The sequence below is a fragment of the Niallia sp. Man26 genome (genome assembly GCF_022049065.2).
In the GTDB taxonomy this organism is placed as follows: Bacteria; Bacillota; Bacilli; order Bacillales; family Cytobacillaceae; genus Niallia.
Window position 1 is genome coordinate 1,341,317 of record NZ_CP095743.1, and the last position, 24,347, is coordinate 1,365,663.

Consider the following 24,347-nt stretch of genomic DNA (forward strand, 5'->3'; position numbering starts at 1 on the left):
TCATAGCCTGGGAAATAATTTCATTTTAAAAAAACTGAAAATTTACCATTAGAACAAACTTATAGCAGAAGGCAAGAAATAGTGACAAAATCTGTTGTTAATAGAGAAAATTTCTGATTTTTTGATTACAGGAAGCGACACACTTTCCTCAAGCAGTAGGTTATACTTTTTCGTAACAGATTAATAGAGTTAGATGAGCAAGCAATCATGCCATAAAACTTTAGGAAGGAGGCTCAAACTACTTGGCCGTTTATTTAGATGTCATATGGCTGCTAAATTTCTTGTTTGACAGCTTGCTGCTCTACTTGACAGCCATCATCTTAAAAAGAGACGTAAAGCTTTGGAGAGTGCTGTGCGGCGGCCTGATAGGATCGATAATCATTCTTTTGGCAGTTACTCCATACCACATCTATACAAGTCACCCGATTTCAAAGCTAGGCTTCTCTTGTGTGATGATTTTGACTGTTTTTGGCTTTAAAAGACTGCGCTATTATCTTAGTGGATTAATGACCTTTTATTTTGTCACCTTCCTGATTGGAGGGGTCCTGATTGGCAGCCATTATTTTGTTCAGTTTGATTTTCAATTATCTTCTTCTGTTATGCTAGCTAGTGTTAAAGGTTTTGGTGATCCAATCAGCTGGCTGTTTGTATTGCTTGGCTTTCCAGCAGCCTGGCATTTTTCTAGAAAGAATGTAGAAAGCATTGAAATAACAAAAATCAAATATGAAGAGATTGTCCAAGTGAGCTTTCAAATAGCCGGCAAGGCTTTTACTTTAAAGGGGCTCGTTGACAGCGGCAACCAAGTATATGATCCAATTTCAAGAGTTCCCGTCATGTTTGTATCTATTAATGGAATGGGCGATGATCTGCCAGCTGAGTTATGTGAAATTGTTGATGACTCGGAAGCGATTATTCATGGGCAAAAGCAGCTAAGTGATGACTGGCAATACCGGATGCGCATTATCCCCTATAAGGTGATGGGGAAAGAGCATCAGCTCATGATTGCCATTAAGCCAGAACAGCTTGTCATTGAACAAAAAGATGACAAATATTTAGTGGAAAAAGGGCTGATTTCTTTTACAAGACAGCAGCTTTCATCAGATGATGCTTTTTCATGCATTGTGCATCCTAAAATGCTGACAGGCAAAAAAATCAATGTGGTAAACGAAGGAATGGTTAGTTAATATACTATACTCTTTTGATACATCATTTAGAAGGAGGACAATTATGAAAAAACTAAAGCTTCGCTTAACTTACTACTGGTATAAGCTATTAATGAAATTAGGTTTGAAAACAGATGAAGTTTTTTATATTGGCGGAAGCGAAGCATTGCCTCCACCGTTAAGCAAAGAAGAGGAAGAAGAACTGCTTCTGAAGCTGCCAGAAGGTGATCAGGCAGCAAGATCTATTTTAATTGAACGTAATTTGCGTCTTGTTGTTTATATTGCCAGGAAATTTGAGAATACGGGCATCAATATTGAAGACTTAATTAGTATTGGAACCATCGGACTAATAAAGGCTGTCAATACTTTTAATCCTGAAAAGAAAATCAAGCTTGCTACATATGCATCAAGATGTATCGAGAATGAGATACTGATGTATTTGAGAAGAAACAATAAAATACGGTCAGAGGTTTCCTTCGATGAACCGCTGAATATTGACTGGGATGGCAATGAACTGCTGTTATCAGATGTAATGGGTACAGAGGAAGATATCATCACGAAAGACCTCGATGCAAGCGTCGATAAAAAACTGCTCATAAGGGCATTGCATCAGCTTTCTAAAAGAGAGAAGCAAATTATGGAGCTGCGCTTCGGCCTTGGAACAGGCGAAGAAAAGACGCAGAAGGATGTAGCAGATATGCTTGGCATTTCTCAGTCCTATATATCCAGATTGGAAAAAAGGATTATAAAAAGACTGCAAAAGGAATTTAATAAAATGGTGTAGAGTGATCTGTCAGCTAAACTTCAACTAACAAGGATGAATTAATTCTTCTTTCTTGTTAGAAAGTGCGGCTGGCATTTTTTGTCGAATAAAAAATTTTTTTGTGTGAATTATTATTGCAGAAAAACATTGTACTGATAGTTTTTTGAAGAGAAAACGGTAGTGAATTTGGATTAGGATGGAAAATCACTTATGCATATTTTTCCTTCTCAAGGAGATACTGTTTTTTGTACAGCAGCTCCTGTGAGGAGGGAAATAGATTGACTCGAAATAAAGTAGAAATTTGCGGTGTGGATACATCTAAGCTTCCAGTATTGAAAAACGAAGAAATGAGAGAGCTCTTCAAGCAAATGCATCAGGGAGATATTACCGCAAGAGAAAGTCTCGTTAATGGAAATCTCCGCCTTGTATTAAGTGTGATTCAAAGGTTCAACAATAGAGGCGAGTTTGTCGATGACTTATTTCAAGTTGGTTGTATCGGTCTAATGAAATCTATTGATAATTTTGATTTAAGTCAAAACGTAAAGTTTTCCACCTATGCTGTCCCGATGATAATTGGTGAAATTCGCCGTTACTTGCGTGACAATAACCCGATAAGGGTGTCCAGGTCCTTAAGGGATATAGCTTATAAAGCATTGCAAGTCAGAGAGCGATTAATGAGCAAGACATCAAAGGAACCAACAGCTGAGGAAATTGCAAAAGAGCTTGATATTCCCCATGAGGATATCGTCTTCGCATTGGATGCAATTCAAGATCCAGTCTCTCTTTTTGAGCCGATCTATAATGACGGTGGCGATCCAATCTATGTGATGGATCAATTGAGTGATGAGAAGAACAAGGATATACAATGGGTGGAAGAACTCGCCCTCAAAGAAGGAATGCGAAGATTGAACGATCGGGAAAAACTTATTTTAAGAAAGCGTTTTTTTCAAGGGAAAACGCAAATGGAAGTTGCTGATGAAATAGGTATCTCCCAAGCTCAAGTATCAAGACTGGAAAAGGCTGCTATTAAACAAATGAATAAAAATATCCAAAGCTAGTAGTGAGCTTGTACATGAGAACTGCCGAAAAAATGTTTCGGCAGTTTTTTTATGGGCAATTATCTCCCTGACGTACGAGAATTTGTACTAATTATCGTAATTGGCAACATATATTTTTATAAAGGCTATCCTTGCATTCAGTGATTATTATATAGGAGTGGGAGCAATGCTTAAAATTTCTGATTTTCAAATAAAAGATGTCGTCAATGTAGCGAATGGGAAAAAGCTTGGTAATATTGGAGATATAGATATTAATTTGCAGACAGGAAAGATTGAATCGATTATTATTGGCGGGCCAGGAAAGGTATTAGGATTCTTCAATAGAGAAGCAGATATTGTGATTCCATGGAGCAATATTTTAAAAATCGGAGAAGACGTAATCTTAGTTAAATATACAAAGTCGCTCGAGCTCACAGAAGTGGAAGAATAGGGCGAAATATTATTGGTTTTTTTATGACCAATGCACAAGTCTATGGTAAACTATAAAAAAAAGCTGAGGTTATAAAAAATGGAACCTTTCTTATTACATGAAAATGAATATTTTACCATTCAATCATGGTGTAAAGACTACCCGCAATTAGCAGCAGGATTCACTACAAAAAACGGCGGCACAAGCATTGGCCATCATAAAGGTTTAAATATGGCCTATCATGTTAATGATTCAAATGAGAAGGTAACAGCAAATCGCCAAATTGTCGCAAATAAACTCCATTTCCCGTTGAGAAATTGGGTTGGTTCTGAACAAACCCATAAGAACAACATTTGGGAAGTGACAAAAGCAGATGTAGGTAAAGGGGCGTGCGACTATGAAAGTGCATTGCCAGATACAGATGGCTTATTTACAATGGATGAAGGTATTTTATTGACCCTTTGCTATGCTGACTGTGTTCCGCTGTATTTCATCCACAGGAAAACGAAGGCGATCGGCATTGCCCATGCCGGCTGGCAAGGTACTGTCAAGAAAATTGCCAACAAAATGGTCGAGGTGTTCAAATCACACGGAATTGATTCGAGTGAAATTGAAGTAGCTATCGGTCCGTCCATAACTGACGAACAATACATAGTAGACGGGCGTGTCATAAACAGAGTTGAAGATGCGTTAGATAAAGATGATGATAAGCCATATGTGCTTGTCTCCCCGAATCAATATTCATTGAGTTTACAAAAGCTGAACAAACAGCTGTTAATAAAGGCAGGTATTCAGGAATCCAACATTTTGGTGACTGGCCTTTGCACAAGTGTTCAGGAGTCATACTTTTATTCCCACAGGCGAGATCAAGGGAAAACAGGAAGAATGATGAGCTTTATTGGCTGGAGAGAGGATGTTTAAAGTAAGATGCAAGTAAAGGTTAATTTGCAAGAAATTAGGGAAAAGATGAAATTGGCTTGTGAAAAAGTCAATAGATCTGTTGAAGATATCACCATTATCGCAGTGACAAAATATGTTACAATAGAAAGGGCAAAAGAGGCAGTAGAGGCAGGTGTGACCAATCTTGGCGAAAACCGGGAAGAAGGCTTGCTTGCCAAGCGTGAGGTGCTGATGGACGAGCCGGTTTGGCATTTTATCGGTTCCTTGCAAACGCGTAAGGTGAAGAGCATTATTGATCATGTGGATTATATCCATTCCTTGGACCGCTTATCTTTAGCCAAAGAAATTAATAAGCGTGCATCCAAAAAGATCAAGTGTTTTGTTCAGGTCAATGTATCGCAAGAAGAATCTAAGCACGGCATTGCCCCTGAGGAGACAATTGACTTCATCAAAAGCCTCGATGCATTTCCAAATATCGAAATAGTCGGCTTAATGACAATGGCGCCATTTACAGATAACGAAGAGTTTCTGCGCAGCTGCTTCCGTAACTTAAAAGCACTGCAAACAGAAGTTCAGAGCTTAAAAATCAGCAATGCCCCGTGCACGGAGCTTTCCATGGGAATGTCTAACGACTACTCGATTGCCATTGAAGAAGGTGCAACGATGATTCGTATCGGTACAGCACTCGTTGGCAGCGATAAATAGGAGGTTTAGAAATTGAGTATAAAGTCGAAAATAAAAACATTTTTTTTCTTAGAAGATGAAGATTATGAGGAAGAAGAGTATGAACAGGAGCAGGAGCCAGTGAGAAATCAACAGAGACAGCAGCCAACACAGTCCTATTTTCAACAGCAGCAACAACAGCAACAGCCTGTTCAGCAGCAAAAACAAAATGTTGTCAGCTTGCAAAGCGTGCAAAAGTCGTCCAAAGTATTTTTGGTTGAGCCAAGAGTTTATGCAGAAGCACAGGATATTGCGGACCAGTTAAAAAATAGACGTGCAGTTGTCGTGAACCTGCAAAGAATTGATAAAGAACAAGGAAAACGAATCGTCGATTTCTTAAGCGGAACTGTTTATGCAATCGGTGGAGACATCCAAAAAGTGGGTACAGATATCTTCCTATGCACACCGGATAATGTCGAAGTATCAGGGAACATCTCCCAAATACTTCAAGAAACTGAATTTGAAAATGCGAGGTGGTAATCTTAGATGGATTTGGTCTTTTTAATTATTTCAAGAGTACTAACTTATTACTCTTATGCGCTGATCATTTATATTTTCATGTCATGGATACCTAATGCAAGAGAAACTGGAATCGGAATCTTCCTTGCCCGTATTTGTGAACCGTATTTAGAGCAGTTCAGAAAGATAATTCCGCCAATCGGTATGATTGATATTTCTCCGATTGTGGCTATCTTTGTTTTGAATTTAGCAGGCAATGGTGTTAGACAGTTATTTCTATGGTTTTAAAATCAGGGCTTACATTAAGCCCTTTTTTCATGCAGTCATTTAGATACATCTATTAAAGGAGTTTGTAATATGTCGATATACCAGCATTTTCGGCCAGAGGAAAAGGAATTCATTGATCAAGTGCTTAATTGGCGTCAATATGTGGAGGATGCTTATGCGCCGAAACTGACAGATTTTTTAGATCCTCGCGAACAGAAGATTGTTAATACAATTATTGGACAAAATGCAGATGTTTTAGTATCGTTTTCTGGCGGGACGAGAGCTGCTGAAAGAAAACGGGCATTTCTGTATCCTTCCTACTATGAAGTAGAGCAAGCGGACTTTCAGCTGTCCTTACAAAATATCGAGTATGCGAAAAAGTTTGTTACGATTGAGCATCCGCAAGTGCTTGGTAGTATTATGTCATTAGGATTATCGCGCAGTAAGTTTGGGGATATTCTCATTAAGGACGGCGATGTTCAGCTGATTGTAGGTAAAGAAGTAGAAGACTACATCCGCTTGCAGCTTGACTCTATCGGAAAAGCAAAGGTATCGTTACATCCAATTCCTTGGGAGAGGGCAATTGCTATAGAGGAAGAATGGGTTGAAACAAGCACAACACTTACCTCATTAAGGCTTGATGCAACGATTGCTGCAATTTACAACATTTCGAGACAAAAGGCCCAAGGCTACATTGCAGCAAGTCATGTGAAAGTAAACTGGGGTACTGTGGAAAACATCTCTTTTACTTGTGAAGAAGGAGATGTTATTTCCGTCAGAGGACATGGCAGGTCAATCATTAAATCACTCGAAGGTAAAACAAAAAAAGATAAATGGCGGATTGTTATCGGCAAATTAAAATAATCAGTCATTTGTTTTACAAACACTAATAATTTTCATGTCATTCCAAAATTCCATAGTTATTTATATATTATCTATGTTACAATATTTTCAACAGTATAATTTGTCTCACTTCCTGTTTTTTTGGCGTTTTCTCTTTGGAAATGCAGGAATACTAAAAAAGCTGTCGAAAAAAATACATAAGAAATTGAAGTTTGGGAGGTGGCATTATGCCATTAACACCGTTGGATATTCACAATAAGGAATTCAGCAAAGGATTTCGCGGTTATGATGAAGATGAAGTAAATGAGTTTTTAGACCAAATAATCAAGGACTATGAAAATATAATTCGTGAGAAAAAAGAACTAGATGCAAGACTTAGTGAATTAGATGATCGCATCGGGCACTACAATAATATAGAAGAAACATTAAATAAATCAATCGTTGTTGCTCAAGAGGCAGCTGAGGAAGTAAAGCGAAACGCTCAAAAAGAAGCAAAGCTGATCATTAAAGAAGCAGAAAAAAATGCTGACCGCATTATCAATGAATCACTTTCTAAAGCAAGAAAAATCGCATTGGAAATTGAAGAGTTAAAAAAGCAGTCAAAAGTGTTCCGCACACGCTTCAAAATGCTGATCGAAGCGCAGCTTGATATGCTGAACAACGATGATTGGGATCATTTGCTTGAATATGAGCTTGATGCATCAGAGCTTAACTCAACGAAATAATTGCAGAGAGCTTGACGAAGCATCTGTTAATAGCCTATAATTTGTACACAAAACAATATTCATGCGTACGTTGATAGGGACAGTACAATTACTGTTGGCTTATTTTAAGCGAGCTGGGGACGGTGGAAGCCTGGCATAAGCGGGAATTGGAATATCACCCTTGAGTCCTTTTCTGAAAGGCTTTTTAGTAAGAAAAGGCGGTTCATAACCGTTAAAAAATGCTTAAGTGGATAGTCTAACTATCTATAAGGGTGGTACCGCGGGAGAATAAACCTTCTCGTCCCTTTTTGGGATGAGGGGTTTTTTTATTGTCTAAAAACCACAAGATACATCCCTAACGCATCAAAAAACCATGAATTTAGAACATTATTTGGAGGATTTTTAATGGAATATAAAGATACCTTGCTCATGCCGAAAACGGCTTTCCCGATGAGAGGAAACTTGCCAAACCGTGAGCCTGAAATTCAAGCAAAATGGAATGAAATGAATATTTATGAAAAAGTTCAAGAACGCACTAGCGGCCGTCCGCTTTATGTTTTGCATGACGGACCTCCTTATGCGAATGGAGATATCCATATTGGACATGCATTGAATAAAATTTTGAAGGATTTTATTGTGCGCTTTAAGTCGATGACTGGTTTCCAAGCACCATACGTTCCTGGCTGGGATACACATGGATTGCCGATTGAACAAGCTTTGACTAACAAAGGTGTTAAACGTAAGGAAATGACAATCGCTGAGTTCCGTAAGCTGTGTGAAGAATACGCTCTTGGCCAAATTGACAGCCAAAGAGAGCAATTCAAACGCCTAGGTGTACGGGCTGATTGGGAAAATCCATACATCACATTAAAGCCTGCATACGAAGCACAACAAATTAAAGTGTTCGGGGAAATGGCGAAAAAAGGCTATATTTATAAAGGTAAAAAGCCGGTTTATTGGTCTCCTACAAGTGAATCTGCTTTGGCAGAAGCGGAAATTGAATACCAGGACAAACAATCTCCATCCATCTATGTTGGCTTTAAAGTAAAGGATGGCAAGAATGTGCTTAGTGAAGATGTACAAATTGTGATTTGGACAACAACACCATGGACAATTCCTGCAAACCTTGGTATTTCTGTTCACCCTGACTTGACATATGTTGTAGTGGAAGAAAAAGGAAATAAGTATTTAGTTGCTAAAGACTTGCTAGAAGCAGTTAAAACAGAAGTGGCATGGGAAGAAGCAGCTATCATCCAAGAGGTTCAAGGTTCTGAATTGGAATACATTAAAGCACTTCATCCACTATATGACCGTGAATCATTAGTAATGCTTGGCGAGCATGTAACAACAGATGCAGGTACTGGCTGTGTTCATACTGCACCAGGACATGGTGAGGATGACTTCATTGTTGGTCAAAAGTATAATCTCGAAGTTCTTTGTCCAGTTGATGACAAAGGTGTTATGACAGACGAGGCGCCAGGATTTGAAGGTTTATTCTATGATAAAGCTAACAAGCCGATCACAGAAGCATTAGAAGAAGCGGGAGCTTTATTGAAGCTGAAATTTATCACACACTCCTATCCGCATGACTGGAGAACGAAAAAACCGGTTATTTTCCGTGCGACAGCACAATGGTTTGCGTCTATTAAAGATTTCAGACAAGACTTGCTTAACGCAGTCCAAGAAACAAAATGGGTTCCGGCATGGGGAGAAACAAGATTATTCAATATGGTTCGCGACCGCGGTGACTGGTGTATTTCCAGACAGCGTGCATGGGGTGTTCCGATTCCGGTATTTTATGCTGAAAATGGTGACAGCATCATAACAGACGAAACAATTGAGCATATCTCTAACTTGTTTAGAGAGCATGGTTCAAATATCTGGTTTGAAAGAACTGCAAACGAACTTCTTCCAGAAGGCTTCACACATCCTGGCAGCCCGAATGGAAACTTTACAAAAGAAACAGATATCATGGATGTTTGGTTCGATTCTGGTTCTTCTCATCAATCTGTACTAGAAGAAAGAGAAGAATTGCAAAGACCTGCAGACCTTTACTTGGAAGGTTCTGACCAATATCGCGGGTGGTTTAACTCCTCCCTATCTACAGCTGTAGCTGTAACAGGCAAAGCGCCATATAAAGGTGTATTAAGCCATGGCTTCGTTTTAGACGGTGAAGGCAGAAAAATGAGTAAGTCTCTTGGAAACGTTATGGTTCCTTCAAAAGTAATGAATCAGCTTGGTGCTGATATCTTGCGTTTATGGGTAGCTTCTGTTGATTTCCAAGCAGACGTGCGTGTATCTGATGCTATCTTGAAGCAAGTAACAGAAGGTTACCGCAAAATCAGAAACACATTCCGTTTCTTACTTGGAAACCTTGCTGACTTCAACCCAGCAGAAAATGCTGTTGCGTATGAAAACTTGCGTGAAGTAGATCAGTATATGTTAGTGAAGCTGAATAATCTAATCAAAAATGTTACAGTATCCTATGATAAATTTGAGTTCTCAACTATTTACTCAGATATCAACAATTTCTGTACATTAGACTTGAGCTCCTTCTACCTTGATTTCTCAAAAGATGTCCTTTATATTGAAGCGGCAGATAATCATGAAAGAAGAGCTATTCAAACTGTATTGTATGAAAGCTTGATTGCATTAGTGAAATTGATGGCGCCGATTCTTCCGCACACAGCAGAAGAAGTTTGGGAGCATATCACATCTGTTAAAGAAGAAAGTGTGCAGCTGACAGACTTCCCAGAATATGTGGAATATGACAACGCACAAGCTCTAACAGAAAAATGGAGCAAGTTCCTAAACTTGCGCGATGACGTGTTAAAAGCTTTAGAAGAAGCCCGCAATCAAAAAGTAATCGGTAAATCACTTGCAGCGAAAGTTTCCCTGTATGTACGTGAAGATGCGAAAGAATTGCTGGATTCCATCGAAGAGAACTTGAAGCAGCTGTTCATCGTGTCAGGCTTTGAAATTGCTGGTAAGTTTGAGGAAGCTCCAGACAATGCGCTGAAATTAGAAAATACTGCTATTGTCGTTGCAAAAGCAGAAGGAGAAACATGTGATAGATGCTGGACAGTAACACTTGATGTTGGAACTGTTGAAGAACATCCAACATTATGTGCTCGCTGTGCAACAGTAGTACAAGAAAATTATTAATATGTTAACATTCCGGCGAAAGCCGGAATGTTTTTTTTGGTCAGTTTTCCCTTCAGCTAAAAAAAATTCCACCTCCGTAAATTGTTGTTATGCCTGTTAAATCTTAAGCCGGTTTTTGAACATCAATTTGGAAAAGCTATCTGTAACAACATAGAAACGGAGGAATTTAGCCATGAACCTTGATGTTGAAAAGCTTTATACAGAACTCCGTATGACACAAATAGAACTACAAGCCACACTTAGAGTGAAAAGATCTTCAAAAATAAACCACTATATTGAGGCAGAGCTGCTGGATGTGGAAGAATCAATGCGCAGGCTGGAAAATGGCCAATTCGGAACATGTGAAATTTCAGGAGAATTAATGCCTGCAGAATTATTGCAGCTTGTGCCCACCATCAAATCAAAAAAAGATTTGGAACAAATGCAAACCTACTACAGAAAGTCCTTGCACTAAAGAAAACTTACATTATTTAAAGGAACCCTTAGAAAAATAAGCTTCAAGACGGCACAAGCTATCGTTTTTAAGTAGTTTATGCTAAAATGCTAAAGGAGACTCGAGAATTGGAGGAAACTTTAGTGTTTTATTACATAATTGCACTTATAATCATTGCATTGGATCAATGGACAAAATGGCTTGTGGCAACGAAGATGGAACTTGGAGAAAGCATTACTGTCATTGAGAATTTCTTCTATATAACATCCCATCGCAACAGCGGTGCTGCTTGGGGGATTTTGGAAGGGCAAATGACATTCTTCTATATCATCACAGCAGTTGTTATTGTCGGCATCGTTTATTTCATCCAGAAAGGTGCAAAAGGCAAGTTGCTTTATGGAGTTTCCTTAGGCCTGATTCTTGGCGGGGCTATCGGAAACTTTATTGACCGCGTCAGACATCAGTATGTCGTGGACTTTGTAAATACGTATATCTTCAATTATGATTTTCCTATATTTAATATTGCAGACTCATCTTTAGTAATTGGTGTTATATTGCTTATCATTGTGATGCTAAAGGAGGAAAGAGAAGCAAAGAAGGAGAAAGAAAATGGAAAAAAGGGAACATATCATTCAGAGTGAACAAGTAAGTGAAAGAATAGATAAAATCGTTTCAACTATCAACAAAGAATGGTCGCGCACACAAGTGCAGCAATGGATTAAGGACGGCCATGTGACTGTGAACGGCAATGTGGTAAAGACAAAGTACAAAGGCATCTTGAATGATGTTGTTACAATTGAAATTCCAGAATTAACAGAGCTTGATGTTCTGCCAGAGGAAATGGATTTGGAAGTGTATTATGAGGATAGTGACGTCATTGTCGTCAACAAACCAAAAGGGATGGTTGTACATCCTGCCCCTGGTCATGTAACAGGAACACTTGTAAACGGCTTGATGGCCCATTGTAAAGATCTTTCTGGAATTAATGGTGTCATGCGTCCAGGGATTGTCCACCGCATTGACAAAGATACGTCCGGTCTATTAATGGTTGCCAAAAATGATGCAGCTCATGAAAGCCTTGTGAACCAGCTTGTTGCAAAAACAGTAACAAGAAAATATAAAGCACTTGTTCATGGAAGCATACCTCATGATTACGGAACAGTGGATGCACCGATTGGCAGAGACCCTAAAGACCGTCAAAAAATGGCAGTTGTTGATAACGGCAAGCATGCTGTCACTCATTTTCACGTATTAGAGCGCATCGGTGAGTATACATTCATTGAATGTCAGCTAGAAACAGGAAGAACGCACCAAATCCGCGTTCATATGAAATACATCGGTTTTCCGCTGGCAGGCGATCCTAAGTACGGACCGAAAAAAACGATCGACATCGGCGGCCAGGCGCTTCATGCTGGCATCCTTGGATTCGACCACCCAAGAACAGGTGAATATATTGAATTTGAAGCACCGCTTCCGAAAGATTTTGAAGAGTTGCTAGATAATATTAGAAATAATCGTTGACAAAATTCGAGCTTTATTATAAGATTAACTCAATTAAATAAGTCCTTTAAGTCAATCCTGTGAGGTTGAGAAGGTATCGGATTTGTTTCATTAGATAGCCATGAACGGCTATCGGTCTGTCCTCTCACTGAATAGGTGGGAGGATTTTTATTTTAAGAAAAAGGTGATGCAGATGTCACGTAAGGCACAAGTCCTTGATGACCAAGCGATTCGAAGAGCATTAACGAGAGTTGCGCACGAAATCATTGAAAAGAATAAAGGTATTGAGAACTGCGTATTAGTCGGTATTCGCACGAGAGGAATTTATATCGCAAACCGCCTTGCAGAAAAAATCTCGCAAATTGAAGGCAAAAGCATAACGGTTGGAGAATTGGATATTACATTATACCGTGATGACTTAAGCAAAAAGACAGAGAATCAAGAGCCGCTTGTTAAAGGTTCAGATATCCCTACAAGCATTGAGGACCTTAAGGTAATTCTTGTGGACGATGTCCTGTACACAGGAAGAACAGTCCGCGCAGCAATGGATGCCTTGATGGATGTGGGAAGACCTGGGTCGATACAGCTTGCAGTCCTTGTAGACAGAGGACACAGAGAGCTTCCGATTCGCGCTGATTATGTTGGCAAAAACATTCCGACTTCAAGCTCAGAAAAGATTGTAGTAGAGCTCGTAGAAGTTGATGGTCAAGATGAAGTAAATATATACGAAAATTAAATATAACCCTTTTTAAATGACAGTCCAGAGAGGCTTCAAAGGGGGAAATGGAATACAGGTGTGTTTTCACCTGTCCAAAAACCCCTTTTTGCCATGCGGAAAGGGGTTTTTTATTGGAATTGCGTATACTAACAACACGAACTAAGTACATGCACCATAGATGGAAAGAGGGAAAAATATGAATCAAACAAAGCCAATACTCGGCATAAAAGATAAACCAAATGCATCCCAATGGATTACATTAAGCTTACAGCACTTATTCGCCATGTTTGGATCAACTGTGTTAGTACCATACTTAATCGGCTTGAGTCCAGCAATTGCATTGATTTCAAGCGGACTGGGAACACTAGCTTTCCTCCTCATTACGAGATTTAAAGTTCCTGCCTATCTAGGCTCATCCTTTGCCTTTATCGCTCCAATGATTGCGGCACAAGAGCTTGGCGGACCTGGAGCTGCGATGATTGGAACCTTCATAGCAGGTCTTGTATACGGAATAGTCGCATTGATTATTAAAAAAGGTGGCTATCGCTGGATTATGAACTTGCTGCCGCCAATCGTTGTCGGACCAGTAATCATGGTAATCGGGCTTGCACTTGCTGGAACAGCAGTCGGCCAGGCGATGTATGAAAATAACGGAACACCAGATCAAACTTACAGTCTCTTATATCTATCAGTAGCATTAGTAACATTGCTTGCGACGATATTATTCACGATTTTCGGTAAAGGAGTATTCAGCTTCATTCCGATTCTTGCAGGGATTATCGTTGGCTACGTTTACGCATTATTAGTAGGAGTTGTTGATTTCCAAGGTGTCATCGATGCTAAATGGCTTGCAATGCCAGAATTCATATTCCCATTCAGGGATTATGACCTTACGATAAACAGCGCCATCCTGGCATTGTTCGTGCCAGTCGCAGTTGTAACACTTGCAGAGCATATCGGTCATCAGCTTGTATTAAGCAAAGTTGTCGGTAAAGATTATATTAAAGACCCAGGACTTCACCGCAGTATTTTAGGTGATGGTACAGCAACCTTAATTTCCTCCTTAATGGGTGGACCGCCAAAAACAACTTACGGTGAAAACATCGGAGTATTAGCAATAACAAGAGTATATAGTGTATATGTTCTTGCGGGAGCAGCAGTATTTGCCATCCTGTTCGGATTCATCGGGAAGATTACAGCACTTATCCAATCGATTCCAACACCTGTAATGGGGGGAGTATCCATTCTGTTATTCGGAATCATCGCATCCTCTGGATTGAGAATTTTGGTAGATGCAAAAATGGACTTCTCGAAAAACAGAAATCTTGTGATTGCATCAGTAATTTTGGTTACTGGAATCGGTGGAGCTTCCATTCATATCGGTACAGACTTTAAACTAGAAGGAATGGCACTTGCAGCAATTCTAGGCATCATCTTAAACTATGTGCTTCCAGGAAGAGAAAAGTCCACAGACGACTTGTTCGAAGAAGAAGCAGTAAAAGAAACTAAATAGTTACACCTTTTAAACAAGTACAGAGAGACTTATAAGGGTGTTGAAGGTTAGGCGAAGGGATCCGCTTATTTAAGCAGGCTTAAATAAGGATCTTTAGCCAAGAACATTCAACTTTTAGCACCCATTTTTCAAAGATGGGTGCTTTTTTTGCCCGAAAAACATTGACGATAGCAGAAAAAGTCCATGAAGGAGGCAATAAATAATGGAAAACTTATTAACAACCTCGGAACTGACAGTGCTTGAAATAAAAGAAATACTGGAGGAAGCACAAGCCTTTGCAGAAGGGAAGGAGTGGAAGCCAGCCAAGCAGTTATTTTTAGCAAACCTGTTCTTTGAGCCTAGCACAAGAACGAAGTGCAGCTTTGAAGTAGCAGAAAGAAAGCTGGGTCTTGAAGTCATTCCTTTTGAAACGACTACTTCTAGCGTTGTTAAGGGAGAAACATTATATGATACTGTCCGGACATTGGAAAGCATCGGTGTGAACGGTGTTGTTATCCGCCATAACGAGGATAATTACTTTCAGGAACTAATCGGGAAAGTTAAGATTCCTGTTATCAATGCGGGAGACGGTTGCGGGAATCATCCGACACAATCCTTGCTTGATCTTCTGACAATCAAACAGGAATTTAAATCTTTCCATGGTTTGAAAATCAGCATCATCGGTGATATTCGCCACAGCCGTGTGGCTAGGTCGAATGCAGATGCGCTGACAAGGCTTGGTGCAAATGTAGTTTTCTCCGGGCCGAAAGAATGGTTTGATGACAGCATCCTGAAAGAAGCAAACTATGAGGATATTGATACTGCGATTGAAACCTCCGATGTTGTCATGCTGCTGCGTATTCAGCATGAACGGCATGAAAGCGGAGCCTCTTGGACAAAAGAAGATTATCATCAAATGTATGGTTTGACTACAGAAAGAGAAAGACGCATGAAGCCAGGCAGCATTATTATGCACCCTGCTCCTGTTAACAGGGATGTAGAAATTGCAGATGAGTTAGTAGAATGCGACCGGTCCAGAATTTTTAAACAAATGGAAAATGGAGTATTCATCCGCATGGCAGTATTAAAAAGATCTTTACAATCAGTTGAGGGAGGAAATGTACATGTCAATGATTATCAAAAATGGCCAGTTGCTTAATGAAAAAGGGGAAGTTATTACACAGGATATTCTCATTCAAGACGGAGTCATCGCTGAAATCGCTCCACAGATTAATACAGCAGCCGAAGAAGTGATTGATGCTAAGGGCAAGCTGGTAGCACCAGGTTTCATTGATGTCCATGTGCATTTGCGCGAGCCTGGCGGAGAGAAGAAGGAAACAATTGCGACCGGAACAATGGCTGCTGCTAGAGGCGGATTCACAACAATCGCCAATATGCCTAATACTCGTCCAGTCCCGGATACAGTCGAGAACTTTCAAAATTTAATGAATCGCATTAACGAAACAGCAAATGTTCATGTTCGTCCGTATGCATCCATTACAATCAGACAATTAGGTGCAGAGCTGACAGATTTTAAAGCTTTAAAGGAATTAGGAGCATTTGCATTCACAGATGATGGTGTTGGTATTCAAGAAGCAGGAAAAATGCTTGAAGCGATGAAGCTTGCAGCAAGCCTTGATATGGCCATTGTAGCTCATTGCGAAGACAATAGCCTTATAAATAAAGGGTCAGTTCATGAAGGGAAGTTTTCTAAAGAGAACAACCTAAATGGCATTCCATCTGTCTGTGAATCTGTACATATAGCAAGGGATATCTTGCTTGCAGAGGCAGCAGATTGTCACTACCACGTTTGCCATATCAGCACAAAGGAATCTGTCCGCATAGTAAGAGACGCGAAGCGAGCAGGCATTAACGTAACAGCAGAAGTGTCACCGCATCATTTATTACTATGTGACGAGGACATCCCTAGCATCGACACAAACTATAAAATGAACCCGCCTTTAAGAGGAAAAGCAGACAGAGAAGCATTAATAGAAGGCTTGCTAGATGGAACAATAGATTTCATTGCAACAGATCATGCTCCGCATACAGCAGAAGAAAAAGCACAGCCAATTGAGTTAGCTCCATTTGGAATTGTCGGCTTGGAAACAGCATTTCCGCTTTTATATACACACTTTGTAAAAGAAGGCATCATGACCTTGCAGCAACTAGTCAGCTTTTTGACAAATAAACCGGCAGAAACATTTAAGCTGGAAGCAGGAACAATTGCAGTCGGCAAAACTGCAGATATTGTCATCGTAGATTTAGAAGATAAGGAGACTATCAATCCAGAAAACTTCTTATCTAAAGGGAAAAATACCCCGTTTGCAGGATGGGTTTGTCAAGGATGGCCTGAAACAACGATTGTGGCCGGAAAAATCGCTTGGAGAAAGGAAAGTGTACACGCATGAAAAAACAGCTGATTCTCGAAGATGGTACCGTATTTATCGGGCAAGGTTTTGGAGCAGATACTAATACTATTGGGGAGGTAGTCTTCAATACAGGTATGACAGGGTATCAGGAAATTTTGTCAGATCCATCATACTGCGGTCAAATTGTAACTTTAACATATCCATTAGTAGGCAACTATGGAATTAACCGAGATGATTTTGAATCAATCGCACCAGCAATTAACGGATTTATTGTGAAGGAAGTTTGTGATGCTCCGTCTAACTGGAGAAATGAGCTGTCATTGGATGAGTTTTTTAAACAAAAGAACATACCAGGACTTGCTGGGATTGATACAAGAAAATTAACAAGAATCATTCGTAAATACGGTACATTAAAAGGAGCAATCTGCAGCATGGAAGAGAATGTAGAAGATGTCATTAGACAGCTGCAATCTTCCGAGCTGCCGACAGACCAAGTACAGCAAGTGTCAACTAAAAAAGCATATCCAAGTCCAGGCAGAGGAAGCCGGGTCGTGCTAGTTGATTACGGCATGAAACATGGAATCTTAAGAGAGCTGAATCAGCGTGACTGTGATGTCATTGTTGTGCCTTATAATGCGACAGCTGAAGAAATTCTGTCTTTAAGTCCAGATGGTGTCATGCTGTCAAATGGACCTGGAGATCCAAAGGATGTTCCAGAGGCGATTGAAGCGATTAAGGGCATTATCGGCAAGGTTCCACTATTCGGTATATGCTTAGGCCATCAACTGTTTGCATTAGCAAGCGGCGCAAACACAGAGAAAATGAAGTTCGGACACAGAGGCTCTAACCACCCTGTAAAAGATTTGCTGACAGGCAAGGTTTCCTTAACTTCCCAAAACCACGGCTACACAGTGAATGAAGAATCTATTGAACAAACAGACTTAGAAATTACTCATTTAGCACTAAATGACGGGACGATTGAAGGATTGCAGCATAAACAGTATCCAGCATTCACCGTGCAATACCACCCAGAAGCTTCACCAGGACCAGAAGATGCGAACTATTTATTCGATCGATTCATGTCCATGATACTAACACAGAAAAAGGATGGTGCCGCATATGTCAAAGCGTAAAGATATTAACAGCATACTAGTTATAGGATCAGGTCCAATCATCATTGGTCAGGCAGCAGAATTTGACTATGCAGGAACACAAGCATGTATGGCCTTGAAAGAAGAAGGATATCGTGTCATCCTGGTCAATTCCAATCCGGCAACAATCATGACAGATACAGAAATGGCAGACAGTGTCTATATTGAACCACTGACACTAGAATTCGTAAGCAGAATTATCCGCAAGGAAAGACCTGATGCGATTCTGCCGACACTTGGCGGTCAAACAGGCTTAAATCTCGCTGTCGAACTATCAGAGGCTGGAGTTCTTGAAGAATGCGGCGTGGAAGTTCTCGGAACGAAGCTTTCTGCCATTCAGCAGGCAGAGGATAGAGACTTATTCCGCAACTTAATGAATGAACTTGGTGAGCCAGTTCCTGACAGTGAAATTATTCATAACATGGATGAAGCTAAAGCGTTTGTGGAACAAATCGGTTATCCAGTTATCGTTCGTCCTGCCTTTACATTAGGAGGAACTGGAGGCGGCATCTGTCATAATGATGATGACCTGAACGAAATCGTGACAAGCGGTTTGAAAAACAGCCCGGTTACACAATGTCTGTTGGAAAAAAGCATTGCCGGATTTAAGGAAATCGAATATGAAGTAATGCGCGACAGTAATGATAATGCAATCGTAGTCTGCAACATGGAAAATATTGATCCTGTCGGCATTCATACTGGGGATAGCATCGTAGTTGCACCAAGCCAAACATTAAGCGATAGAGAATACCAGATGCTGCGAAACACATCATTAAAGATTATTCGTGCACTAAAAATCGAGGGTGGATGTAATGTGCAGCTGGCACTGGATCCAGACAGCTTCCAGTACTATATTATCGAGGTAAATCCAAGGGTAAGCCGTTCGTCCGCTCTTGCCAGCAAAGCAACCGGCTATCCAATCGCGAAGCTTGCTGCTAAAATCGCTGTTGGCTTAACATTGGATGAGATGATGAACCCAGTAACAGGAAAAACATATGCAAGCTTTGAGCCTGCACTCGACTATGTAGTAAGCAAAATCCCTCGCTTCCCGTTTGATAAATTTGAATCTGCTAAAAGAAATCTAGGCACGCAAATGAAAGCGACTGGCGAGGTTATGGCGATTGGCAGAACATTTGAGGAATCGCTTCTTAAAGCAATCCGTTCATTGGAAGCAAAGGTTTACCACTTTGCATTGAATTCTGGCGAAAAAGTTAGTGATGAACTTCTGGAAAAAAGAATTCGAGTTGCAGGTGACGAAAGATTATTCTATGTAGCAGAAGCATTAAACAGAGGCGTTTCCATTGAAACAATCCATGACTGGAGCAAAATAGACTTATTCTTCCTGCATAAATTAGAAGGTATTATCAAGTTGGAAAGACAGCTTGCAGAACATCCGTTTGATTTGGAATATGCAAAAATCGCTAAAGAAAAGGGCTTTGCTGATATACAGCTTGCAAAATTATGGAATACGACTGAACTTGAGGTGTACAACTGGAGAAAAGACAACAAGCTTGTGCCAGTTTACAAGATGGTTGATACATGTGCAGCTGAATTTGAATCCGAAACACCATACTACTATGGCACCTATGAGGATGAGAATGAATCTGTCGTAACAAACAAAAAAAGCATCGTCGTATTAGGATCTGGTCCAATCCGAATCGGACAAGGAATCGAGTTCGACTATGCAACAGTCCATTCTGTCTGGGCAATCAAAGAAGCAGGCTATGAAGCGATTATTATCAATAATAACCCAGAAACTGTGTCTACAGATTTCAGCGTTTCTGACAAACTGTATTTTGAGCCACTGACAATTGAAGATGTTATGCATATCATCGACTTAGAAAAACCAGAAGGTGTAGTTGTTCAATTCGGCGGACAAACAGCAATCAACTTAGCTTCAGAGCTGGCAAACAGAGGAGTTAAGATTCTTGGAACTTCCTTAGAAGATTTAGATAGAGCAGAAGACAGAGATAAATTCGAATCCAGCCTGCACGCATTAGGCATTCCACAGCCTGAAGGAAAAACGGCATTGACAGTAGAGGAAGCAGTAAAAGTAGCAGACTCTATCGGGTATCCGGTGCTTGTGCGCCCATCCTATGTGCTGGGTGGAAGAGCAATGCAGATTGTATATAAAGAAGAAGAGCTGATTCCATATATGGAAAAAGCGGTAGAGGCAAGTCCAGGACAGCCGATTTTGATTGACCGCTACCTAACTGGTAAGGAAATTGAAGTAGATGCAATCTGTGATGGGGAAGATGTAGTGATTCCAGGCATCATGGAGCATATTGAAAGAGCAGGGGTTCACTCAGGTGATTCTATCGCGGTCTATCCGCCGCAAAGCTTATCAGCGGAAATTAAACAAACATTGATTGAGTATACAACGAAACTAGCAAAAGGATTAAATATCGTAGGGCTTTTAAATATCCAGTATGTTGTTTCAAAAGGCGAAGTGTTTGTACTGGAAGTTAACCCGCGCTCAAGCAGAACGGTTCCTTTCTTGAGCAAAATCACAAATGTGCCAATGGCAAAAATCGCTACAAAGGTGATTCTGGGCAACAGCTTGAAAGCGCAAGGTTATACATCCGGGCTTGTTGAAGAAAAGCAGGGCGTATTTGTTAAAGTTCCAGTCTTCTCGTTTGCGAAGCTGCGCCGTGTGGACATAACGCTTGGACCTGAGATGAAATCAACTGGAGAAGTAATGGGTAAAGACATTACTTTGGAGAAAGCTTTATATAAAGGATTGATTGCTTCTGGCATGAAAATCCAGACATTTGGAACAGTTTTGCTTACAATCGGTGATAAGGACAAGGAAGAAGCATTGCTGCTTGCGAAGCGTTTCGTCAATATTGGATACAGCTTAATGGCAACTAGCGGAACAGCAGAGTTTTTGCAGGACAATAATATTCCAGTCAAAGTGGTGGATAAAATCGGCGGCGAAGGCACGACATTGATTGATGTCATCCGCGATGGACAGGCGCAATTTGTGATCAACACATTCTCTAAAGGAAGCCAGCCAGCTCGCGATGGTTTCAGAATAAGAAGGGAATCAGTTGAAAATGGAATTCCATGCCTAACCTCTCTTGATACAGCAGAAGCAATTCTGCGAGTTGTAGAATCAATGACATTCTCTGCTGAAGCGATGACACCAGCAGGCAAGCAATGGGAGGCGGTCCTTGCATGATCAAAAATGAAAAATGCACCGTGATTTCACACAAGGAAATAGCAGAAAACATTATGGAGCTCACCTTAAAAGGTGAGCTTGTTCATGAAATGAGCGCGCCAGGCCAGTTTGTACACATTAAGGTCGCAGACGGCTTTGATCCTTTATTAAGAAGACCTATAAGCATATGTAATATCAATCACGAAGAGAATACCTTCACAATGATATACAGAGCGGAAGGAAAGGGGACGAAGCTGCTTGCACAAAGAAAAGAGCAGGAGCTGATCGATGTCCTTGGCCCTCTTGGGAATGGCTTTCCTGTAGATGGAGCTAAACGAGGAGAAACCGCTTTGCTTGTTGGAGGCGGAATCGGTGTTCCGCCATTATACGAGCTTGCCCAGCAATTGACAGCAAAAGGAGTAAATGTCGTCATTGTCCTTGGATTCCAAACAGCTTCAGCAGCTTTCTATGAACAGAAATTTGCTGCAATGGGAGCGACTTTTGTAGCAACAGTGGACGGAACAATGGGTGTAAAAGGGTTTGTTACAGATGTAATTACACAAGAAGATATCCAGTATGATGTTCTTTATTCATGCGGGCCGACACCAATGCTAAGAAATCTGGAGAAAAACTTTGCTAAAGAAAGAGCCTATATTTCTTTAGAAGAACGAATGGGCTGCGGCATTGGCGCATGCTTTGCATGTGTGTGTCATACGAAAGAAGACCCAACAGGCATCTCCTACAAAAAGATTTGCACAGACGGACCAGTATTCAAAGCAGGGGAGGTAGTAATATGAACAGATTGAATGTCGAGCTTCCAGGCTTGAGTTTAAAAAATCCAATTATGCCTGCATCAGGCTGCTTCGGATTCGGGCGGGAATACAGCAATCTTTATGACCTGAGCAAATTAGGCGCAATAATGATTAAGGCGACAACGGTAGAGCCAAGATTCGGAAATCCGACACCGCGTGTTGCAGAAACTAACTCTGGAATGCTGAATGCGATCGGTCTGCAAAACCCTGGCTTAAAAAAGGTAATGGGCGAAGAGCTGCCGTGGTTAAGTGGCTATGATGTGCCGATTATCGCAAATGTGGCAGGATCGTCTGAAGAGGATTATATAGAGGTCGCAAGAGAAATATCAAAGGCGCCAAATGTGGCAGCATTGGAGCTTAATATATCTTGTCCAAATGTTAAGACTGGGGGCATTGCCTTTGGTACCATTCCAGAAGTGGCAAAAAGCTTGACGAAAAAGGTGAAGGAAGTTTCGGGAAAACCTGTTTACGTAAAGCTGTCGCCTAACGTCACTAATATAGTGGAAATGGCAAAAGCGGTAGAAATGGGCGGTGCAGACGGCCTGACTATGATTAACACATTGCTAGGAATGCGCCTTGATTTAAAGACAGGCAATCCTATCCTTGCTAATAAATCAGGAGGATTATCAGGACCTGCCATTAAGCCTGTTGCTATTCGCATGATTTATGAAGTGAGCCAGCATGTAAAGCTCCCGATTATCGGCATGGGCGGGGTTTCCAGTGCAGAAGATGTCCTTGAATTCTTCTATGCTGGCGCAAGTGCTGTTGCAGTCGGCACAGCAAACTTTGTAGACCCATTCATCTGTCCTAATATCATTGAGGACCTGCCGGCATTACTGGACAAATACGGAATAGACCACATCTCAGAATGTACAGGAAGGAGCTGGGGAAAGAATGAACAACTCACTTATCATCGCGCTTGATTTTCCCGACAAAACAGAGGTTTTCCGCTTTTTAGACCGCTTTAACGAGGAAAAGCTGTTTGTTAAAGTAGGCATGGAGCTTTTCTATCAAGAAGGGCCGAATATCGTACGAGAATTAAAGGAACAAGGCCATCAAGTGTTCCTTGACTTAAAACTCCATGATATACCAAATACAGTGAAGAGCGCGATGCGCAATATCGCAGGACTGGGTGCAGATCTTGTCAATGTCCATGCAGCAGGAGGAATCCGCATGATGGAAAGCGCTCTTGAAGGCCTCGAGGCTGGAACAACTGCAGGACAAAAAAGACCATACGCAATAGCTGTAACACAACTCACAAGTACTTCACAGGAAGAAATGCAAACATGGCAGCAAATAAAGCTTCCATTGCATGAATCTGTTGCTCAATATGCGGCGATTACAAAACAAGCAGGCATGGACGGTGTCGTTTGTTCGCCCCTTGAAGCGAGCATGATCAGAGAACAACTTGGAGCAGACTTTTTGACAGTAACACCAGGCATCCGATTGGCACAAGCTGATGTTCAAGACCAGGTGCGTGTGGCCACACCACACTCAGCTAAAGAATCAGGGGTATCGGCCATTGTTGTCGGCAGACCAATTACACGCGCACAAGATCCGTATGCAAGCTATCAATTGTTCAAAACAGAATGGGAAGGTGTAACATTATGAAAGAAAGAATTGCAGAACAGCTACTAAAAATAAAAGCGGTATTTTTACAGCCCAATGATCCATTTACATGGTCTTCAGGATTAAAATCACCCATTTATTGTGATAACCGTTTAACATTGTCTTATCCAGAAGTACGTAAAGAAATCGCTCAAGGATTGGCAGACTTAATTAAAGAAAACTTCCCTGAAACAGAGATAGTGGCAGGAACAGCTACTGCTGGCATTCCTCATGCTGCATGGGTAAGTGATGTGCTTGATTTGCCGATGGCATACGTCCGTTCAAAGGCAAAGGAACATGGCAAAGGCAACCAAATTGAAGGAAAAGCGGAAAAAGGCCAAAAGGTCGTTGTGGTAGAAGACTTAATTTCGACAGGAGGCAGTGTAATTACTGCTGTAAACAGTCTGCGTGAAGCCGGCTGTGAGGTGCTCGGAGTTGTATCGATCTTTACATACGAGCTGCCAAAAGGAAAAGAACTGTTGAAGGATGCAAATATAGAAAGCCATTCTTTAACTGGTTATACAGCGCTTCTGCATGTGGCACAGCAACATGGCTACATTAAGGAAAGTGATGTTGCAAGCCTGCAGGCATGGAAGGAAAATCCTGCTGAATGGGGCAAGTAAACAAAAGGAGGATAATCCCGGTTT

The 24,347-nt window shown here is 40.8% G+C and carries 24 protein-coding genes and 1 other annotated feature; all 24 genes read left to right on the top strand.

Going from position 1 to position 24,347, the window contains the following annotated elements; genetic code table 11:
* The first annotated feature begins 242 nt into the window (after positions 1-242).
* The 24 genes from spoIIGA (at position 243) to pyrE (ending at position 24,323) form a co-directional block, all read left to right on the top strand.
* A complete protein-coding gene (spoIIGA, locus tag L8T27_RS06685) occupies positions 243-1,184 on the top strand; it encodes a sigma-E processing peptidase SpoIIGA (protein ID WP_233314488.1) in 942 nt (313 codons plus the stop codon).
* Between the two features lie 43 nt (positions 1,185-1,227).
* Positions 1,228-1,947, top strand: a complete 720-nt coding sequence (gene sigE / locus L8T27_RS06690; protein ID WP_233314486.1) for an RNA polymerase sporulation sigma factor SigE — start codon at positions 1,228-1,230, stop codon at positions 1,945-1,947.
* 257 nt (positions 1,948-2,204) lie between these two features.
* Positions 2,205-2,984 carry an RNA polymerase sporulation sigma factor SigG gene (gene sigG, locus L8T27_RS06695; protein ID WP_233314485.1) on the top strand — a complete coding sequence of 260 codons (780 nt, stop codon included), beginning with the start codon at positions 2,205-2,207 and terminating at the stop codon, positions 2,982-2,984.
* A 166-nt stretch (positions 2,985-3,150) separates the two neighbouring features.
* A complete protein-coding gene (locus L8T27_RS06700; RefSeq protein WP_233314484.1) occupies positions 3,151-3,414 on the top strand; it encodes a YlmC/YmxH family sporulation protein in 264 nt (87 codons plus the stop codon).
* A gap of 78 nt (positions 3,415-3,492) precedes the next feature.
* On the top strand, positions 3,493-4,314 hold the full coding sequence (pgeF, locus tag L8T27_RS06705) for a peptidoglycan editing factor PgeF (RefSeq protein ID WP_233314483.1): 822 nt from the start codon (positions 3,493-3,495) through the stop codon (positions 4,312-4,314).
* 6 nt (positions 4,315-4,320) lie between these two features.
* The gene (locus L8T27_RS06710; RefSeq protein WP_233314482.1) at positions 4,321-4,998 is read left to right on the top strand and encodes a YggS family pyridoxal phosphate-dependent enzyme; all 678 of its coding nucleotides are present in this window, start codon (positions 4,321-4,323) and stop codon (positions 4,996-4,998) included.
* Positions 4,999-5,010: 12 nt separating this feature from the next.
* Positions 5,011-5,496, top strand: coding sequence for a cell division protein SepF (locus tag L8T27_RS06715; protein WP_233314480.1), 486 nt, complete (start codon positions 5,011-5,013; stop codon positions 5,494-5,496).
* Positions 5,497-5,502: 6 nt separating this feature from the next.
* Entirely contained in the window at positions 5,503-5,763 is a 261-nt protein-coding gene (locus tag L8T27_RS06720; RefSeq protein ID WP_233314478.1) for a YggT family protein, read from the top strand.
* A gap of 69 nt (positions 5,764-5,832) precedes the next feature.
* Entirely contained in the window at positions 5,833-6,606 is a 774-nt protein-coding gene (locus tag L8T27_RS06725) for a YlmH family RNA-binding protein (RefSeq protein ID WP_233314477.1), read from the top strand.
* A gap of 206 nt (positions 6,607-6,812) precedes the next feature.
* Positions 6,813-7,310 (top strand): DivIVA domain-containing protein, encoded by a 498-nt coding sequence (locus tag L8T27_RS06730; protein WP_233314473.1) that lies wholly within the window; start codon positions 6,813-6,815, stop codon positions 7,308-7,310.
* A 61-nt stretch (positions 7,311-7,371) separates the two neighbouring features.
* Positions 7,372-7,598: a binding site (T-box leader), on the top strand.
* Positions 7,599-7,694: 96 nt separating this feature from the next.
* Positions 7,695-10,454, top strand: coding sequence for an isoleucine--tRNA ligase (gene ileS, locus L8T27_RS06735; protein ID WP_233314472.1), 2,760 nt, complete (start codon positions 7,695-7,697; stop codon positions 10,452-10,454).
* A gap of 172 nt (positions 10,455-10,626) precedes the next feature.
* Positions 10,627-10,908: a hypothetical protein gene (locus L8T27_RS06740; protein ID WP_233314471.1), complete on the top strand. Its 282-nt coding sequence runs from the start codon at positions 10,627-10,629 to the stop codon at positions 10,906-10,908.
* Between the two features lie 86 nt (positions 10,909-10,994).
* On the top strand, positions 10,995-11,528 hold the full coding sequence (lspA, locus tag L8T27_RS06745; protein WP_245399854.1) for a signal peptidase II: 534 nt from the start codon (positions 10,995-10,997) through the stop codon (positions 11,526-11,528).
* Positions 11,497-12,408, top strand: a complete 912-nt coding sequence (locus L8T27_RS06750) for an RluA family pseudouridine synthase (RefSeq protein WP_233314470.1) — start codon at positions 11,497-11,499, stop codon at positions 12,406-12,408. The genes lspA and L8T27_RS06750 overlap by 32 nt, the downstream gene beginning before the upstream one ends.
* A gap of 172 nt (positions 12,409-12,580) precedes the next feature.
* Positions 12,581-13,123, top strand: coding sequence for a bifunctional pyr operon transcriptional regulator/uracil phosphoribosyltransferase PyrR (pyrR, locus tag L8T27_RS06755; RefSeq protein WP_233314469.1), 543 nt, complete (start codon positions 12,581-12,583; stop codon positions 13,121-13,123).
* A gap of 178 nt (positions 13,124-13,301) precedes the next feature.
* Positions 13,302-14,618, top strand: a complete 1,317-nt coding sequence (locus L8T27_RS06760) for a solute carrier family 23 protein (protein WP_233314468.1) — start codon at positions 13,302-13,304, stop codon at positions 14,616-14,618.
* Positions 14,619-14,820: 202 nt separating this feature from the next.
* Positions 14,821-15,756: an aspartate carbamoyltransferase catalytic subunit gene (locus tag L8T27_RS06765; protein ID WP_233314466.1), complete on the top strand. Its 936-nt coding sequence runs from the start codon at positions 14,821-14,823 to the stop codon at positions 15,754-15,756.
* The gene (locus L8T27_RS06770) at positions 15,722-17,008 is read left to right on the top strand and encodes a dihydroorotase (protein ID WP_237941167.1); all 1,287 of its coding nucleotides are present in this window, start codon (positions 15,722-15,724) and stop codon (positions 17,006-17,008) included. The genes L8T27_RS06765 and L8T27_RS06770 overlap by 35 nt, the downstream gene beginning before the upstream one ends.
* On the top strand, positions 17,005-18,102 hold the full coding sequence (locus tag L8T27_RS06775; protein WP_233314464.1) for a carbamoyl phosphate synthase small subunit: 1,098 nt from the start codon (positions 17,005-17,007) through the stop codon (positions 18,100-18,102). Before L8T27_RS06770 ends, L8T27_RS06775 begins: the two co-directional genes overlap by 4 nt.
* Positions 18,089-21,301, top strand: coding sequence for a carbamoyl-phosphate synthase large subunit (carB, locus tag L8T27_RS06780; protein ID WP_233314463.1), 3,213 nt, complete (start codon positions 18,089-18,091; stop codon positions 21,299-21,301). Before L8T27_RS06775 ends, carB begins: the two co-directional genes overlap by 14 nt.
* Entirely contained in the window at positions 21,298-22,077 is a 780-nt protein-coding gene (locus L8T27_RS06785; RefSeq protein ID WP_233314454.1) for a dihydroorotate dehydrogenase electron transfer subunit, read from the top strand. The genes carB and L8T27_RS06785 overlap by 4 nt, the downstream gene beginning before the upstream one ends.
* Positions 22,074-23,015 carry a dihydroorotate dehydrogenase gene (locus tag L8T27_RS06790; RefSeq protein ID WP_233314453.1) on the top strand — a complete coding sequence of 314 codons (942 nt, stop codon included), beginning with the start codon at positions 22,074-22,076 and terminating at the stop codon, positions 23,013-23,015. The genes L8T27_RS06785 and L8T27_RS06790 overlap by 4 nt, the downstream gene beginning before the upstream one ends.
* Entirely contained in the window at positions 22,987-23,703 is a 717-nt protein-coding gene (pyrF, locus tag L8T27_RS06795) for an orotidine-5'-phosphate decarboxylase (protein ID WP_233314452.1), read from the top strand. The genes L8T27_RS06790 and pyrF overlap by 29 nt, the downstream gene beginning before the upstream one ends.
* Entirely contained in the window at positions 23,700-24,323 is a 624-nt protein-coding gene (gene pyrE, locus L8T27_RS06800; RefSeq protein ID WP_233314451.1) for an orotate phosphoribosyltransferase, read from the top strand. Before pyrF ends, pyrE begins: the two co-directional genes overlap by 4 nt.
* Positions 24,324-24,347 lie beyond the last annotated feature (24 nt).